This window comes from Megasphaera jansseni (genome assembly GCF_047974155.1).
Classification (GTDB): domain Bacteria; phylum Bacillota; class Negativicutes; order Veillonellales; family Megasphaeraceae; genus Megasphaera.
Genome location: NZ_JBHYRR010000005.1, coordinates 49,537 through 66,908 on the forward strand (window position 1 = coordinate 49,537; position 17,372 = coordinate 66,908).

Below are 17,372 nucleotides of genomic sequence, written 5' to 3' on the forward strand. Positions count from 1 at the left end.
ACGTGTTTGACTTTAATTTACAGTTGTTTGCAGAAGGAGAAGCCAATGTATCCACAGCAACGACTACCAACGAAAACGTCGAGGGCGCCGCCCAGGCAACACAGCCGGAGTCTTTGTATCTTGTGACGGACCCGCGAACCGGCCGGAAGAGCATTTCCCCGGCCAAACCGGAACCGACCGAACCGGTAGAAACCAAGGCAGAGGAACCGTCTGTACCGAACGAGCCGGAAGCACAGCCGACGGAACCGACCGAAACGACGGAAACGAAACCCGCCGAACCGGCGGCAACCGAACCAGCTGCCGAAAAACAGCCCGAACCGCTTATCCATACGGAACCGTATACCCTGGACGAACTGAATACTGCCATTGCACAAGGGAACGTCAACGAAAGCCGTATCCCTCAGCAGTACCAGTTGCAATACGCGCAGTATCAGCAGGAACAGGCACGCCGTCAACAGCAGTACCAGCAACAGCAGCAGGCCTTGCAGATGCAGGCCCAACAGCAGCAGCTGGAACAGCAGAAACGAATGTTTGCCGATATTGATAATGCCGCAACCAACCAGGCCATGAAGGCATTGGGCATTACGCAGGACGATATTGATACCGCCGAATATTCCGACGACGACGCTGTAAAACAGAAAGTAGCGCATTTCAATACTGCTAAATCCTACTATAAGGAACAGCTTATTGGCGCTATCCAGCAGCAGCAGATGCGGACGCAGGCCGCACAGAATGAACAGCGGGCCATTTATCAAAGCATTGTCGATTTTACGCAGCAGAAACAGGCCGAAGAACCTCATTTCGCCGACATTAACCAGTTAATGGGAACGTATTATCAGACCATGCCTTATAAAGACGCAGCCGCTATCGGGGATGCTATCAAAGCCCTCCAGGGCGGTAATATCAACCCCACGCAGTGCAAGGTACTCGAAGGCTATTACGACAAATGCCGCACGGCGTACTACGCCAAAGCGAATGATCTGACGAAACAGCCGAAGAAAGTACCAGTTCCGAAAGTCGAACAGCCCGGCACGGGAGCGAAAGCCCCGGCGAAACCCATTGATTTTACACAGATGCGAAATATGACAGTCCGCGAACGGCGTGCGTTCATCGCAGGCCTCAGCGGCAGATAAAGGAGAGATGAAAACATATGGCATATGATGTACAGAGAAACTTGAATAAATCGGCCAACCAGTCGTATACCTACGATGCTATCGGCCATGCAGAGGATATTAGCCCTATCCTTACCAACATCACCCCGGAACTCACATTGTTCTATTCCAAGTTCGGCGATTCCGAACCGGCCAAAGCCATGAATTTCGCGTGGATGACAAAAGGCCTGTTCCCGCCGCAGGATAACGCCCACCTCGAAATGGAAGACTATAAGTTCCAGCCGGGCGGCTCCATCGAAGGCCTCTCGAATAACGTCCAGTTCTTCCAGAAGACCGGCATGGTATCCGACGCACAGAACAAAGTCCAGAAAGCGTACCAGAACGAACACGGCTCCGAACTGGCTGACCTCCGTTACGATGCTTATACGGGCCTGGCACAGGATATTGAATACATGCTCGTCAACTCCACGAAGAAAGTGGACGGCTCGGCTACTGTACAGCCTCGTTCCGGCGGCGTGCCGTTCTTCATGCAGCAGAACCTCATCGACGTTACTGTATCCACTACGGATAACACTGTTACATCGTCCGAAGAAACGCACCTGGCAACGGGTGACATTTGCTATTTCGTTGCTGACACCATGCCGACGGGCCTTAAAGACGGCCTCTACTACTACGTACGCGTAGACAGCACCAACAGCAAGAAGCTGACCATCTTTGATACGCAGAAAGGCGCTGTCGAAAATATCAAAGACGACCAGGTAACGCTGTCGGCCGCTGGCACGAACGTCAAGATCGTAACGAACAACGTCCTTTCCTTGGGCAAGAAACGCACGTACACCCTTGACGACATTAATAATGCCATGGAAATGACGTCCAAACGCGGCGGCCATCCTACGCAGGCTTATATGTCGTCCAGCAAGTACCGCGAATTCATCAAGTTGGTCTTGGCCACCATGACGGCTACCCGTAAGGGCAACGAAAAGGCCAATGCCACGGAATTCGCTACGACCTACCAGGGCGCCTTTGGCCTCATCAACGCCAACGTCCACCCGATTTACCCGGACAACCGTATCGACATTCTCGACCTGTCGTACTGGGATATGAAGTACCTCGACAAACCGCACGAAGTACCGCCCGAAAAACTCAGTAAAGACGGCACGTATGAAAAATTCGTCATCGAAGCCAGCCTGGGCCTCAAAGGCACACAGCCGAAAGCGTCCTGCTCCATCGTTGATATTAAGCGATAGTCAATTCCATAAGAGAAGGGGTTCACACCCCTTCTTTTTATATAAAGGTGGTGACTCTGCATGATAACGAAACAAAAGATTTACCAGAATGGCGACGAAATCTGCTTGCGGAACACTGTCGATGTATCGAGTACGGTAGATGCGGCCCGGCGCGTCAATGAGATTGACAACGGCGGCTGGGCTGGGGATAAGAACGAACGTATCCAGCTCATGGGCTTCATCCCGCCTGAATTCTGGGGATTCGACCCGTGGCTCATCTGCGCTAAACGGGCTGAACTCGAAGGGAATCAGGCGAAATACCAGTACTATATCCAGAAATTCTTTAGTGTGTGGAAACAGTTCGCCGTCAACCACAAGAAACGCATGTGGCGCGGGGCGGTGTTGCTGGGATGATTACTGCCAAATCGCTCAAGAACCTTATCCGCTATAAGCTGGGGGACAATAACGAAGTCCAGTACAGCGACTATGACATTCTCCAGGCCATCAACGAAACCCTGCGTTACGTCAATCAGTATTACATCAACAGCGACTTCCTCGAGAAGGTCCAGCACTACCGGCAGGACGACATGAACCGGGAAATCGACGAGTACAATGCCAGCTTATCGACGGACCCGTCCGACGAAACCGCGGAGAAGCCGACGCCGAAAGAGCATATCGACATGCCGATTACCGGCGTAGATCTGCCCGACGACTTCCTTACTCTCGTGCGTATCGTCGACGGCCACGGGCGTGACCTGCATCCAGGAGACGCCATCCGGCCGCCGCGCTGGGATGAGTATAAGATTTTCCGTAACAAGTTGTATGCCGGGGTGAAAGACGTGGATATGCTCTATAACGCCGCGTTTCTTAGTATCACCGACTTGGATAACGGGAAAATCGACCTGCCGGCCGTCTTTCTCGATGCATTGTGTAAGCTGGCCTGTATGGTCCTTACACAGACACCGGACGGCGATACCATGCAACAGGCCGTAGAGACAGCCCTGGCCAATGTCGTACCCATGCGGAAATATGCCAACAGTGAAAAGCGTATGCCGTTCATCTGCTAGGGGGGTGACTGAATGAAAGTAGAAGATGCAATTACCCGTATCCGGCAGGAGACGCACGACATTAGTAAGGAATACAGCGATGAACGTTGCCTGCAATTCCTCAATACCGCCACGCAACAGGTGGCCAGCCTGCTCATTGGTGCCAAATGGCCGGTCCTCGTAGAGGAAACGACCATGCGGGAAGGGGATTCCATCCCGAAGAACTATATGAGCGCTTGCGGTACGTATCCCCTGGCCATGACAGCCGGGACCGTGCATATCACCGACCCGGACGTTACTGCTGTGAAATTCAGATATTTCGCAACGCCTGCACTCATCGAAAGCACGACGAAAGAGCTGCCGTTCAACCACGACGCCATCAACGATATTATCGTCAAGTCGGCGGTCCTCCTGGCACTCAATGAAAATGAATACGATATAAGCCAAGATACGAATATCGTCAATGCCTTACAGCAGGCAATCAGCACAGGAATGAGTTGATGCTATGGCAGAATACAAGAAACAAGTACTGACGTTCCCGGACCTGCCAACCGCTATCCAGGGCGACGGCAGACAGCTCATATCCCTGTTACGGAAATATCTGAAATCCGTCAACGAACAGGTCAACGTGGCCAATGGCTTCACGGCAGATGATGTAGACGCCTCGAATAAAGGCGACTTCCCCATGCCGCGCAACTTCACGCTGACGTTCGACCGGCTGGGCGGGGTACTCAACTGGGACGCCGTCGACGACGCCGACCTGGCTTACTATGAAGTGCGCACCAACGCGGACGTCGGCAACAGCTATGGCCTGCTGGAAAAGACCGTAGCCACGTCCAGCCTGGCTATCCCGACGACGGCCAGCGGCAAGATATACCTGTTCGCCATCAGCAAGCATGGCAAGGTATCCAACGGCCGGACTATCACGTATAACAAACGGCGGCCATCTGCACCGTCTGACATATCCTTGACCAAGAACAACGAAGGGACGCTCATTACTTTCCTGGAAATCCCGTCTAACTGTATCGGTGCCAATCTGTACATTGACGGCGTGAAGTATCAGACCGTCGACAACGTCTTCTTGTATCCGAACCCGGATATAAAGGAGATGTATATAGCCTATTACGACCAATTCGGCGAAGGCGAACGTGCCTACCTGTCCTGTTTCGTCCCGAACGTCACGGGCTTCTGGGTAGAAAAGAACGGGGCCAACCTGTATTTCTACTGGGATGCTTTATCTATTTACAATATCAAGTACGTCGTGAAAGTCGGGCAGACGCAGGAATGGGAACAGGGTACGGAAATCTTTCGCTCGAAGGTCAATAAATATCGCTATATCCGGCCGAACGAAGGGAACTATTACTTCATGATCAAGGCCGTCGACGATCATGGTAACTATTCGGCAGAGGCGACCTGGTACTACCTTTCCAGTGACCCGGAAATCAACAAGAACGTCATCCTCGACTATAACCAATACAAACTGGGCTATAGCGGGATAAAGACGAACATGTATTATAACGCGGCCATGGAAGGTTTGCGGCTGGAAAAGGAATCCTTTAACGGCGAATACCTCATGAAAGTATCACTGCCGCAGAAGATAAAGGCCCGCAACTGGATTGACTGCAAAATCAACGCCGTTACGGAGCAGACGTTAAGGGTATGTGACATGACCTTCACCGTCGACAGCTACGAGGCGTCGCATATCCTGGTATGCGGTATCCTGGGCGACCTGGACGGCGTAGAGCTGAAAAAGCAGATAGCCCGGTATACCGGCAAGACCAATGATACCTTTGATGCTGTCATCGACGGCACGAGTAAGGCCACGGGCGGCACACTACTGACAGAGAAGAATACAAGCTATGCCCCGGTACGCTGGAACGACGGCGCACTCATTAACGACGTGGGGCAGCTGGAATACTCGTGCAGTATCCCCGAAACGTTCTCTATCGGCTTCTGGTTCAAGAAGGACGCCCCGCTTACAGATTGCTTCATTGCAGAGTTGAGAGGGAACAAGCCGAACCAGACGGACTATATCGCCGTCAAGGATATGACCTTCACCGTCGATAGCTATGAGGCACAGCATTTAGGTGCTGACGGTGTATGGCGTGATATTACGCTGTATATCGGCTATGACAAGCGCACGGACTCGTTCTACGTACGGGATACCGTCAATGAACGGATACTCTATTTACAAATTGATACCGCAGATAGGGACTGGCTGTTTTTCGGACTCGCACAGAGCGCCGACAAGCGGCTTTTCTTTATCCGTGAATTCGACCTCGATACGACCAAATACATTAAGGCGTTCATCCCGCCTTGCAGTGCATTTGACCGTATTTTCTTTAACCCGAAGGAGTAAAAACACATGAATAAAGACGAAATGAAAATCAAAGGCTCTTTGAACGTTGTCATCCATCACGCAAATGGCGACGTAGAAACACGCCATAAAGACAATCTTATCTTGAACGGCGGTTTTGACTATATCTGCGCCGCCATGGCCAACCCGACGCGCCCGGCCGTCATGGGCTATACGGCAGTCGGTACAGGCACAACGGCTGTTGCCGCTACGCAGACGGCGCTGGTCACGGAGCTGAAACGAAAAGCCGCCAGCTACGCACACAGCGCTGGTACAAAGGTCTTCACGCTGACGACGACCTTTGCCGCCGGGGAAGCGACGGGCGCTATTACGGAAGCCGGTATCTGCAATGCCGCAAGCGGTGGCACGTTCCTTGACCGCGTCGTATTCGACGTCATCAACAAGGCCGCTGACGATACCATGACGACGACCTTCCAGTTCACTTTGTCGTAACGCCTATGGATATTGCCAAAACGTTCACGCTGTACAAGCTGGCAGATACCACATTCACTCTATCTGACAGCCGGGCCAGCAGGACGCTTGATGCTTTTGGCAAGATGGCGTACAGCGCGACAAACAAGGAAACTATCTGGGTACTGGAAGAATACGACAGGCTCCATGGAAAGCCTAGAATCATATTCGACACCGCACTCAGATACTATAGAGCGTCCGAAATCAAAGATAAGGTATCCACTATCACGACGCCTGTCAATGAGCTGTATCACTATCAGTTCCAGGCCAAGCCGCTTGAAAGCCTTAAAACGGCAGACAAACGGAAGATTGCAAGCACTATCAGACGAAAGGACGCATGGGCCGTTCGGGAAACATATTGGGATAACGTGTTATTCAATATGCACTGTCTCGAAAGTCTGAAAGTGCTGGAAATCAAGAAGAGCGGCATGGTGTTGGGGACGAAAAGGGAGTCTTTTTCACTGAAAGACAACGAGAAAAACCAATTCACCCGAAAACAGCTCTATTCGCTCCATATAGGCGATAAAAATTCCAAGCGACTAACTATATCGAAACATGAGCTAACGAAGCTCACAGAGGCATATAGAAGGACGAATATATGGAAGCGGACGGCGAATGAACTGGCCCTTATCACGGATAAGGAAAAATCGCAGACACGGAAGGAAACCGCCGAAGATATTGCCGTAAAGGAACGGCCCATCAAGGCGGTTTTCATCAATCCGTGGGAAGCGGTAATCATCGTCGATGATGCGACGGCCTTTTTCAACTGGTTCCGTTCCGTGCAGGAAACATTGTCCATTGCGGAATATCACAATAAGCTCATACACGCCACGAGGCCAGAATCACTACGGATAACACTAACACTTCCCAAGGAATTGTCACGGGCATTTAAAGAAACCATGACCGCCGTGGAACGATATATGAGTCACGCCCAACCGAAATACAACGAAATGGCAGTGACGTTCACGGACGGCGAAAATAAAGCCCTTGAGATTGTCCGTAGCGAAATGATTCATACGACGGAGATATACTGGGACAATGTATTGTTCCTCATCCACATTTCAGAAGACATTCGGACGACGGAAGCCGTGAAAAAGACGGCTGTCAAACAGCTGGACGACGCCTTCTGCTTCATGGATTCACTACGTAAAGCCTCCCGACTGAATAAGGATGAAAGCCTGGCTGTCATCGAAGAGAAACGGCAGGCCATAGAACATGGGCTGTATGACGGCCTGCATATCATGGACGAATGGCGCAACGATATGCGCACATTGGCATGTGAACAGGTGAAAGCCATGGACCACATTGCAAAACACGCCACGTCGGCGCAGTTCGATGGATTCCATGTACAGGACAGCTATAAAAAAATATGGCAGACGTTACAGACCTTCCGGGAAGAGCTGAAAACGCTCGATAAGGTGTACCGGAATATCTACGCCATTCGTGATGATCGTATCGCTATCGCCGACAAAAAGCTGGTATCCCTGCAACGAGGATTCAAGGAATCCGTAGAAACTGATGAGTCCTTTAATCGGGATGTGGCATTTATCCGTGGATTCGAGGACTTAGCCCGTATCGGCGACGGACTTACACGGGATGTAGGCAAGAACCCGGCAGAAGATATTGCCCTGTACGATGCGTTCGTAAGGGCCAGTAACTCTTACGTCGAGTCGGTGCAGGTACTCTCGTCGTTCAAGGAAATGGATGACTTTGCAGCCATGTCGGATACTCCGCCGCTGTACGAACAGTTCGAGGACTTCAACGTCGGCGATTATGAATACGAAAAAGCGCTCTTGCGGCTCCGTGTGGTCAGTAAGGCGACACAGTCACAGCCTTTGCTGTACGATGTATCGCCGCACGTCGATATTGACGATACCGACGATAAGGGCCAGCTTGAAATCAAGGATACCACGGCGGCCACGAAAGTCTACTACAACAAGCATTACTATAACGCCCCGGAAGTCAATGCCATGGTGAAGGGCAGTACCGGGACGACGACGCCCGTCCCGAATATCCTTACGACCGACGGGCAGGACGATAAAGGGCGTTACTTTGAAATCGAATTACTGAATAGTTCCGGCAACCGTACAACGGGTATCATCTCGTGGGTTGCGAAAGGATGGTAATATGCAGGAATATAACGAACTGGTCACGACGGACGCCTGTAATACGTATCTGGAGAAAGCGGACAAGAACATTCAGTCCGTAGCCAGTACGTTCTCCGGCACGGCGTTCCCAACGACCAACCTTAAAGTCGGGATGCAGTGCATGCGTACCGACGACAGCAACAATATCTATAAATTGACGTCTGTATCTCCGGTGACGTGGGAGCTGGTGCCCTCTAAATCCTACGTCGATAACGCCGTCAGTACCGGCGTAAAGAGCATCACGAACTTCAAGGGAGCTACCTCGACCGCCGCCGGCGCGTCTGGCCTTGTACCGGCTCCGGCCAAAGGTACGCAGACGGACTACTACCTGTCGGCAGACGGCACATGGAAGAAGGTACAGCAACGCTCCATTAAAGAAGTCATTGATATTGTCCATCCTGTCGGCAGTATCTGGGAAACCACGACGACCGACGACCCTAATACCTTATGGAGCGGTACGACATGGGTCAAGATGGATGCAGGCCGCGTGCTGGTAGCCGCTGGCAGTTATACCGAAAGCGGTACGACGTATACTTATAACCTCGGCGATACAGGCGGGGAAGCGAAACACCAACTCTCTACCGAGGAATTGGCAAATCATAGTCACTCCACCTCGAACGCTGGCGGTCATCAGCATTACATAGCCAATGACAACGAAAATACCGGTAGTGTATTAACTAACAGTTTGTATATGATTCGCAAATACACGAATAACAGTTACGAAAACTTTGAATTATACGGTTCAAATGCGGGTGCATGGATTGGCTTGACCAACAATAGTGGCAGTCACACACACTCAATAACCTCGACGGGTGGTAACGCTAAACATGAAAACCGCATGCCGTATGTCGTCATCAATCGTTGGAAAAGGACGGCATAAGGAATTAAGCAGTGCGTTTCCAACGATTAACGACCGTGTAAGGGGACCTGTTTTCGTGTCTGACGTTACCGCCTGTATTAGCGGCACTGGCAGAATGGCTATGAGTGCCATTTGCTTCTGTTGATGCTTGCGCAACTTCACCATTATTATAATAGGCCACGCCAACACCCCATGAGCTTACTTCACTTGAGTAATTGGTATAGCCTAAACGCCGCCTTACATTATGGGTATGGTTGCCGCTATTGGCCACACTGATTTCATGGCTATGTACCGCCAATTCCTCGGTAGCTACCGAGGAACTGGCATCGCATGGCCATAACGGTTCTATCAGCACCACCACGTTGAATGGTGGTACAGACGGAGCTAGTGATGTTGGCTACTTTAACAGCGGTTCTGGGATTATCAGCGTAAATACAACTACTAATAAAATTATCGGCGGTAGCGGCTCGCAATACACAGTATCGCGTAACTTATCCATTAACGCTACTCATGGCCATACTGTATCTATCAGTAATACCGGCTCGAACACTAAACATGAAAACCGCCCGCCTTATACCGTTATTAATCGTTGGAAAAGAACCGCTTAGGCCGTGCGCTTCCATCTGTTAATGACTTGATACGGAGGCCTGTTCTCATGCCTTGCATTACCGCCTGTGTTGGCAATGGATATGGTATGAGAGTGCGCTCCATTTGTTGTCGTCTGATTCAAGTAGTCCCACGCCGCTGACCCGTTATAGGATGAGTGTCCATCGCCACCATCGTTATACCAATACCCGTGCGAATGATTACCGTCTGTACTGCACGATACGCCATGGCTATGTGCCGCTAGTTCCTCGGTAGAGAAAGGAGATTTTATGAGAGTTTTTCAGATTTTAGATAACGACGTCCTTATCATCAAGGACAATGAGCAGTACACCGATACTGCCGATAATTTCAAGGCAGACAGTGGTCTTGCTACCCTGCCTGCCAAAGTCATTTACGACGACACGCAGAAACAGTGCCTCGTGGATGATGATTTTAAGCCCTATCCTAATGCCGAATATGACGGCTATATCGACAACGTAACGGCCTATATCGAGGCGAAAGCCAAACGGGAATATGTACCGCCCACGCTCAGTGAATTGAAGGCGCAGGCGCTCAACGTCCAGTACAGCAAGTACCTTGCCAAGAAGGAAGCGCCCGTTACCGTGGATGACCTGCAATTCAGTACCGACGAAAACAGCCAGCGTGAATGGCAGATAGCCCTTACCTTGATTACCGATAAAGGGCCGTATAAAGTCCGTGACTCGTCCAATAGCCCCGTTCTGGCCGACGTAACGAAAGAACAGCTTATGAAGGCCGGAGAAGCCGCCAGAGCGCAACAGCTTGCGGCTTACGAGTGGTTCATGGGTATCCGTGACGCCATCAATAATTGCAAGAACGAGGAAGAACTTGCGCCGTACATGACCTGATGAACGGCATGATTAAGCCATTCTTACGTTATTTACGATAAAGAACACATAAAGAGCAGTGATAAACCGCGCAGTTTAGCCGTTATCCTGCTCTTTTCTATTGGCAGAAAAGAACACGTTAAGAACAGAAGGTGATTGTAACGAATGAGTAATGTTGCAATAGATTTGACTAAAACTGTAAAAGAAATCATCACGACGATGAAGACGGCCATCGACAATCTCAATACCAGCGTGACGACCAATAAGACGGCCATCGACAATCTCAAAGGACAGATACTGGAGGCCGTGTACCCCGTCGGTTCTGTCTATGTCAGCCTTACAAACAGCAGTAACCCTAATACAATCCTTGGCTTCGGCACGTGGGAAGCCCTGCCGGCAGGGTACGGCCTCGTAGCACAAGGCACGGCAACGGCAGAAGACGGCACGACGTTGACCTTCACGGCCGGAGAAAAGACAGGGGAATTTAAGCATCAACTCACTGTCGGGGAACTTCCCAAAGAATCTACATATAACATATTATCGGCCAATCAAGATGGCGGATTAAAAACAGCGGCTTGCATAGACGGTGGCGCGTATGCAGGCCGTGTGGTTGTAGCTTGCAGCGATGTTTGTTTTGGCGGTGGTGCACGTCACTCCAATATAAACCCTAGTATTGCCGCTTACATTTGGAAGCGAACCGCGTAGCTGTCGGAGAACTGGCAAGCCATAGCCACCCAGATATTGCAGTATATGGTGACAAATCTGGTGTAAATACGATCCATCGACAAACGTACGAATATGATATTACAGACTCGTCTGCTAAATATGTTCCTACTGGTTTAAACGGTGGTGATACCGGCGGTAACCAGTATCACAATAACATTGCTCCATGTATAGCTACTTACATCTGGAAGCGTACCGCATAGCTGTCGGGGAATTAGCTAATCACGCCCACGCCTACCGCTTGTTTAGCGGTACTCAAGGAACATCAGCAACCGATGCAAAGCAAGGGAAATTTTTGTGTTCTGTTTCCACAGCCGATGTAAATGGTTCGTTCTACTGCGAAACTGGTAAAAGCAATGAATTTCATTTATACGGTGCTGGTAATAACGAACGACACAATAACGTCGCCCCGTGTGTATCTGCTTACTTATGGCAACGTACGGTTTAAGCCGTTCTGCGCCACAAGTAAGCACCGACGCACGGACTGACGTTATTGTGTCTTGCATTACCGCCTGTACTTTTCGAGTACCAAAGGCCAGCTGACTCTATGGTTCTATCCATAAACACGCATCCGGAATTGGTTTCCGAACCATCTAATGCAATTTGAGATCTTGTCAAGGAGTCACCCCACACATTTTTATCGGCCCATATCGCACAGTTTGCATAACTGCGGTGATTGTGCGTCGCTAGTTCCCCGACAGTTACGCAGTTCGTTTCCATGCGTAAGTAGCTACGCATGGAGCAACATTATTATGGTATTCGTCGTTGCCGATTTTTCCAAGTACATTTGGAAGTGAGCGTGGTCCATATTGGTCTTTACAGTTAAATGTTTTAAAAATTTCACGGTTTGGGTCGCCAGTCGGATTCCCTGATTCACAAGATAGCTCAGGGTAATGTGATGCAAGTTCCCCGACAGCTAGGCAGTACGTTGCCAGATATAAGCAGATACAGACGGGCTAATGTTATTGTGGTACTGGTCGCCACCTGCACTTTCAATCATGGTAGTTTTCCATCCGTATGCGAGACCGTTCTCATGGTCAATGAGTGCAATAACATTTCCACCTGTTACTGTGTACGAGTTTATTGGATGATTATGTTTAGCAAGTTCACCGACAGCTAGACGGTACGACGCCAGCAGTAGGCCGCAATGGATGGGCCAATATTATTGTGATATTGATTGCCAGTGTTTTCTATAGCCGACCAAATATACTGACCGGAATAGGTATCGTTATTCGGTACACACACGGCGGAGCATGACCATCTATTCTGTGGGTCTATGCTAGAAAATGTGTTTCCGGCAGTTGGTACTTTTGCATATATTGGCGGTAACTCACCGACAGCTAAATAGAATCAATGGCTTTTCGCAGTTCGTGGATGGTCTTATGGGTATAGTCGTGCTTGGTGACTCCCCGGCAGGCGTGGCCTAGAATCTTCTTTACAGCGGTATCGTTAGCCCTGGAGCTGTCAAGCATCGAGGCGCATGTGTGCCTGCACTCGTGGGGCGTATGGTTCATGCCGAACGCGGCCATGATTTTATCGAAGCGGCGTCGAAAGGCGTCATAGGTATAAGGCGTACCGTCTTCCTGCTGGCAGATATAGGCTTGATTCTTCCGCTCCATGAACCATGGGTAAATATCCTTATGAATCGGGACGGCGCGTCCCTGTCCGGCGGCGGTCTTTGACTGTCGGACAATGAAATAATGGCTACGCCATTTTACATCTTGCGGCGTCAAACGGAGATATTCACCGATACGAAGCCCAGTATAGATGAGAATAAGTATATCCTGCACGGCTGGCATGGTATCCACGGCGCGCCACAATTTATTGCGCTGGCGGACGGTGAACGGCTTTTTCTTATACTTGCGGATATGAGGCTTTAGCTCTACATATCTTGCGTAGTCCGTGGCGACAATATCGTATTTAATGGCGTATTTGTACAGCTGGCCCATGAGGCCGCGGCATTTCTTCTGGGTACAGTACCCGGCTTGAATAGCATCCACGACGTCCTGCAAATGGCCGTAACGGATACGGCGAAACGGCATGTCGTGCAGCTTATGGCAATGACGGTATGCATTATCGTAGCTCTTGCGGCTGGACAGGGACAGCCTGTCGTACTTAGTGGCCTTCCAACGGGCGAACAGCTCACTGAAAGTAATATCGTCGTCCAGTAGCGGCGACTCATTAATAGACGAAAGGTAGGCGATTCCATGCTCAAACGTATCGAAGTACCCCAATATCTTTTGTCTTCCATCCACGGTCTTTTTCACGACAAACGGCCTCCGCCGGTTCCCTGGCAACCGATAGCAGGTTCCGTATCCATTCGGTAATCTCATAGATGTATCACTCCATTTTTTGAATGATTATAACAAGGTGGTGATATTTTGACAGTAGAAGTTGGGGAATTTATCGTCGTCGGCAGTGCGCTGGCTGGCGGGATGATATGGATTTGCAAGGCCTTCACGGCCCCGCTCAAGGAAACGCTTCTCAAAGTGAATGATACCTTGGCTGAACTAGACAAGACTATCCAGGGGGAGCGGGAACACCGGCACGAGCTGGAGAAGGATGTGCAATGCATCAAGGATACCACGCAGGAGAACACGCGCCGTATCGAAGATATTGAAGAAAGTATCGAGAAAATCACAGGTGGTTAAATGAAAAACAAAATCGTGGCCCTCGGCCAGTGGGGCCAGAAACACTGGCTCCAATTAATCATCATCATGAGCATCCTTATGATGATATTTTTGTTCCTCGTGCTTTTCAGCTGGATTTTCGGCTACTGGAGCAACGCACTAAGAGGGACACACTTTGAATTGATGAGCTGTTGGAGCGGCGTGACGGCCGTTATCGGCGGTATCGCTACCGTCGTCGGATTGGGTAAGGCCTGCTGGACGAAATACGGCTATGACAGCCGTTTCAACTCCGCGCGATACACAATGCCAGTATCACCACAAAACACGCCCACAACGGCAAACAGCACAGAAAAAACGAAAGGATGATAACTATGTTAGGAGAATTGAGCGCACAGTACGAAAGCAATGGCGACCCGGCCTGCATCAGTGACGGCTACGGCGACCCCGGCGGCAAGTCTTACGGGACATATCAGTTCAGCTCCAATGCGGGCAGTCTCAATCAGTTCGTTAGCTGGCTGAACGACAATTATCCGCAGTACGCCGAACAGCTCAACGCATATCCTTTGTGCAGTGACAGTTTCGACGAAGCATGGCGTACTATCGCCGCAAGCGATAGTGACGGATTCGCGCAGGCACAGCATGAGTACGTCAAGGCGGCATACTACGACCCGGCCGTACAGATTCTGGCGGACAATTACTGGCACATTGAAAACCATCATGACGTTCTCCAGGATGTTGTATGGAGTCGTACGGTACAGTATGGCGTCGGGAATATCCTCGACATGTGGAATGACGCCGTTCACAGCATGTTCAATGCACAAACCGGCAACTATGACGGCTATCCGAATTTGAGCTACATCGACTCCCCGGAATACGACTACGACTTCATCGTGGCGGTATACAGTGTATGCAAGACCCCGGAATGGAACAGCTCGTCGCTCCGGGACAGCTTGAACAACCGTTTCGACAGTGAAATGCATGATGCATTGTCGCGTTTATAGGAGGTGATCCGTTTTGTATCTTCCGCAGCTGAAAGAGGAGGTTGATAAGATTGCCAAAAATAAAAAGACCCTTATTGTATCTTGCATTGTCCTTGTCTTTGTGTTTGCCTTTGGCTGGCTTTTGTGCCGATACTACGACAGCCGCGCCCGTGAAGACGGTGCAGATGTCACTCGAACAGTACAATCAGTTAAAGACGACAATCAGAGAGCAAGAGAGAACGTTAGCACAGCTACAGAGCAGATTAGACAGGCTGGACAGCAACTCGACGGCCTTGCAGAATCAATTGACGCAAGCAAAAGAACAGTTGACGACGACAAGGCAGTCATTGACGACAGCAGACAGCTCATTGAGTCAAGCCAGCGAAGCCTTGAACAGGCAGAGTCAATCCTTAGCGACATTGACAGAGCAAATCAACTCCATGACTAAGAAGGAAGCACGGCTGACGAGACAGCGTGATACGTGGGCCATTGCGGCCGGCGTCCTGCTTGTTGGCTGCATTGCGAAATAGGGAGAGAACATGAGAAGACTGAACAAACATCAGACACAGTCCGTCGTCTTCTCATCCCTCGTCGGTGGTGTGAATGTATCGCAGGCCCCGGAACAAATCGACACGTCGGATTTACAGGTAGCACAGAATTACATCTATTCGCGCGACAGTAAACGCCTGACGGGCCGTGATGGGCTGGGCCTGCTTTACACCATGGACGGGAACGAGAGCGTCCGTGACATGTGGTATGACGTAGACACGAACTTATTACTGGTTTTCACGAACCATAATAAGGCCTATAAATACGTCGTCGGCCAGACGCCGCAGTATATCGGCGACTTGGAAGGGAGCTATGACCCTGTTTGTGCAAAATTCATGGATAAAGTATGGATTGCCAGCGGCGGGAAACTCCAGTATTACGACTATACGCAGAACGGCCAGCTGACAACCGTCCAGTCCAGCCCGACGTGTAATATCGTATTCCAGCGGTTCTCACGTATCGCGGTATCCATGGACGGAACGGACGGCTTCTATCTGTCCGGTATCGGCGACGGTACGGACTGGGAAGAAGATACGAACCGGGCCGATAAAGAACAGTGGTTAGACGTCGGATATGGCGACAGCGGCGACATAGCTGCCATTGTACCCCTTGCAACAGATATTATTTTCATCAAGACCAACGGGAAAATATATCAGCTGTCCGGGGATGCAGAGCCGACGAACTGGCAGGTGACGGAGATTGCCAACAATACCGATATTGCAGGTACGAGATGCGCTGTCAATATCGGCAGTTCCGTCATATTCCTGTCTATCCGTGGATTAAAGACCTTATCGGCCGTCATGGAATATGGGAATATCCAGTCGTCCGATATTGGCGATAAATTCAACGCCCTGCTGACAGAAGGTATGTATGAACCTCGCTTCTATCATCTGCAACGGCATTGTATGGTACTCATTCGCCCGACGAGTAATTATAAGTATTTCGTAGCCTATAACTATCTCCTGGGCAGTGCGACGACCCTTAAATTCAACATGCCGATAGACAGTATCGTAGAAACTGCTTCAACAATCATCGTGGCCAGCGGCGGTAAATTGTATGCCTGGGATTCACAGTATCTCGACGATGACGGCGAACCTATTGAGTACATCCTCAAGCCGAAAGCTACCATCAGCAGTGAACAGATATTGCTTAAAAGCGTCGATACGAAGTTCACGGCCGATTATGCGGGCAAGGCGGAATTCATCGACGGCGCCCTGGATGTGACAGTTCCCACGGCAGATCGCAATAAGTTCCGGTGCAACCACTCGACGGATTGCCTGGACATTACCGTAAAATCGAACGACCGGTTCACGGTAGACCATATTATTCTAGAAATTGCAGACCTTTAGGAGTGATAGAATGGAAAGCAAGGAATTAAGGGAATGGATAAAGATATATGAAGAAAAGACAGGCGATACGTTCCAGGCCCTGCCGGGCTTCACTACCTGGTATCTGCCAAGCAGGGGATTCTGTCAATGGAAGCCCATGCCGAACGACCGGGCTATCCTTTGTTGGAACCTTTGTAACGATGCTCATTTCTGGCGCGACGTCCTGGAATGTATGGGCCTGCAATTCGGTTACGACCGTATCATTACTATCTGCATCCTGCCTATCAAGGCGTATATCCGATATTGGGGATGGAAGATAATGCAGGACTTTGATACCAACGGCGTACACCGCTATATCTGTAAGGATAAGCAGGGGCGCGAAATCGTCTGCACCCCGAAGGAGAACGACGACGGAACCGTTGATTATTACGTTACGAATGAACTCAGACGGCCGTACAAGCCGTGGAAGAATGCGAACGAAAGGGAGTGATTGA

At 50.3% G+C, this 17,372-nt stretch carries 18 protein-coding genes; 17 read left to right on the forward strand and 1 reads right to left on the reverse strand.

Going from position 1 to position 17,372, the window contains the following annotated elements:
• Nucleotides 1–2 precede the first annotated feature (2 nt).
• The 11 genes from ACE418_RS03140 to ACE418_RS03190 all read left to right on the forward strand — a co-directional run bounded on the left by ACE418_RS03140 (nucleotide 3) and on the right by ACE418_RS03190 (nucleotide 11,373).
• Entirely contained in the window at nucleotides 3–1,133 is a 1,131-nt protein-coding gene (locus ACE418_RS03140; RefSeq protein ID WP_416449251.1) for a hypothetical protein, read from the forward strand.
• A 17-nt stretch (nucleotides 1,134–1,150) separates the two neighbouring features.
• Nucleotides 1,151–2,359, forward strand: a complete 1,209-nt coding sequence (locus ACE418_RS03145; RefSeq protein WP_416449252.1) for an SU10 major capsid protein — start codon at nucleotides 1,151–1,153, stop codon at nucleotides 2,357–2,359.
• A gap of 60 nt (nucleotides 2,360–2,419) precedes the next feature.
• Entirely contained in the window at nucleotides 2,420–2,752 is a 333-nt protein-coding gene (locus ACE418_RS03150) for a hypothetical protein (RefSeq protein ID WP_416449254.1), read from the forward strand.
• Nucleotides 2,749–3,405 (forward strand): hypothetical protein, encoded by a 657-nt coding sequence (locus tag ACE418_RS03155; protein ID WP_416449255.1) that lies wholly within the window; start codon nucleotides 2,749–2,751, stop codon nucleotides 3,403–3,405. The genes ACE418_RS03150 and ACE418_RS03155 overlap by 4 nt, the downstream gene beginning before the upstream one ends.
• Nucleotides 3,406–3,417: 12 nt before the next feature.
• Entirely contained in the window at nucleotides 3,418–3,885 is a 468-nt protein-coding gene (locus ACE418_RS03160; protein ID WP_416449256.1) for a hypothetical protein, read from the forward strand.
• A gap of 4 nt (nucleotides 3,886–3,889) precedes the next feature.
• Complete coding sequence (locus ACE418_RS03165; RefSeq protein ID WP_416449257.1) at nucleotides 3,890–5,743, forward strand: hypothetical protein; 1,854 nt, start codon at nucleotides 3,890–3,892, stop codon at nucleotides 5,741–5,743.
• A gap of 6 nt (nucleotides 5,744–5,749) precedes the next feature.
• Nucleotides 5,750–6,193, forward strand: a complete 444-nt coding sequence (locus ACE418_RS03170; RefSeq protein ID WP_416449258.1) for a hypothetical protein — start codon at nucleotides 5,750–5,752, stop codon at nucleotides 6,191–6,193.
• A 5-nt stretch (nucleotides 6,194–6,198) separates the two neighbouring features.
• A complete protein-coding gene (locus ACE418_RS03175) occupies nucleotides 6,199–8,337 on the forward strand; it encodes a hypothetical protein (protein ID WP_416449259.1) in 2,139 nt (712 codons plus the stop codon).
• A gap of 1 nt (nucleotide 8,338) precedes the next feature.
• Nucleotides 8,339–9,238: a phage baseplate protein gene (locus ACE418_RS03180; protein WP_416449260.1), complete on the forward strand. Its 900-nt coding sequence runs from the start codon at nucleotides 8,339–8,341 to the stop codon at nucleotides 9,236–9,238.
• A gap of 854 nt (nucleotides 9,239–10,092) precedes the next feature.
• Nucleotides 10,093–10,689 carry a hypothetical protein gene (locus tag ACE418_RS03185; RefSeq protein WP_416449262.1) on the forward strand — a complete coding sequence of 199 codons (597 nt, stop codon included), beginning with the start codon at nucleotides 10,093–10,095 and terminating at the stop codon, nucleotides 10,687–10,689.
• A 144-nt stretch (nucleotides 10,690–10,833) separates the two neighbouring features.
• Complete coding sequence (locus ACE418_RS03190) at nucleotides 10,834–11,373, forward strand: phage baseplate protein (RefSeq protein WP_416449263.1); 540 nt, start codon at nucleotides 10,834–10,836, stop codon at nucleotides 11,371–11,373.
• 1,358 nt (nucleotides 11,374–12,731) lie between these two features.
• Here the strand turns inward: ACE418_RS03190 and ACE418_RS03195 are convergent.
• The gene (locus ACE418_RS03195; RefSeq protein WP_416449264.1) at nucleotides 12,732–13,658 is read right to left on the reverse strand and encodes a tyrosine-type recombinase/integrase; all 927 of its coding nucleotides are present in this window, start codon (nucleotides 13,656–13,658) and stop codon (nucleotides 12,732–12,734) included.
• A 114-nt stretch (nucleotides 13,659–13,772) separates the two neighbouring features.
• Here ACE418_RS03195 and ACE418_RS03200 point away from each other — a divergent pair, with 114 nt between their 5' ends.
• The 6 genes from ACE418_RS03200 to ACE418_RS03225 all read left to right on the forward strand — a co-directional run bounded on the left by ACE418_RS03200 (nucleotide 13,773) and on the right by ACE418_RS03225 (nucleotide 17,368).
• The gene (locus tag ACE418_RS03200) at nucleotides 13,773–14,042 is read left to right on the forward strand and encodes a hypothetical protein (RefSeq protein WP_296818350.1); all 270 of its coding nucleotides are present in this window, start codon (nucleotides 13,773–13,775) and stop codon (nucleotides 14,040–14,042) included.
• Nucleotides 14,043–14,387 carry a hypothetical protein gene (locus ACE418_RS03205; RefSeq protein ID WP_416449266.1) on the forward strand — a complete coding sequence of 115 codons (345 nt, stop codon included), beginning with the start codon at nucleotides 14,043–14,045 and terminating at the stop codon, nucleotides 14,385–14,387. It abuts the gene before it with no gap.
• Nucleotides 14,388–14,392: 5 nt separating this feature from the next.
• Nucleotides 14,393–15,022: a VgrG-related protein gene (locus tag ACE418_RS03210; RefSeq protein WP_416449268.1), complete on the forward strand. Its 630-nt coding sequence runs from the start codon at nucleotides 14,393–14,395 to the stop codon at nucleotides 15,020–15,022.
• A 13-nt stretch (nucleotides 15,023–15,035) separates the two neighbouring features.
• The gene (locus tag ACE418_RS03215; RefSeq protein ID WP_416449269.1) at nucleotides 15,036–15,449 is read left to right on the forward strand and encodes a hypothetical protein; all 414 of its coding nucleotides are present in this window, start codon (nucleotides 15,036–15,038) and stop codon (nucleotides 15,447–15,449) included.
• Between the two features lie 91 nt (nucleotides 15,450–15,540).
• Nucleotides 15,541–16,899: a hypothetical protein gene (locus ACE418_RS03220; RefSeq protein ID WP_416449270.1), complete on the forward strand. Its 1,359-nt coding sequence runs from the start codon at nucleotides 15,541–15,543 to the stop codon at nucleotides 16,897–16,899.
• A 10-nt stretch (nucleotides 16,900–16,909) separates the two neighbouring features.
• Entirely contained in the window at nucleotides 16,910–17,368 is a 459-nt protein-coding gene (locus tag ACE418_RS03225) for a hypothetical protein (RefSeq protein WP_416449272.1), read from the forward strand.
• Nucleotides 17,369–17,372: the final 4 nt, after the last annotated feature.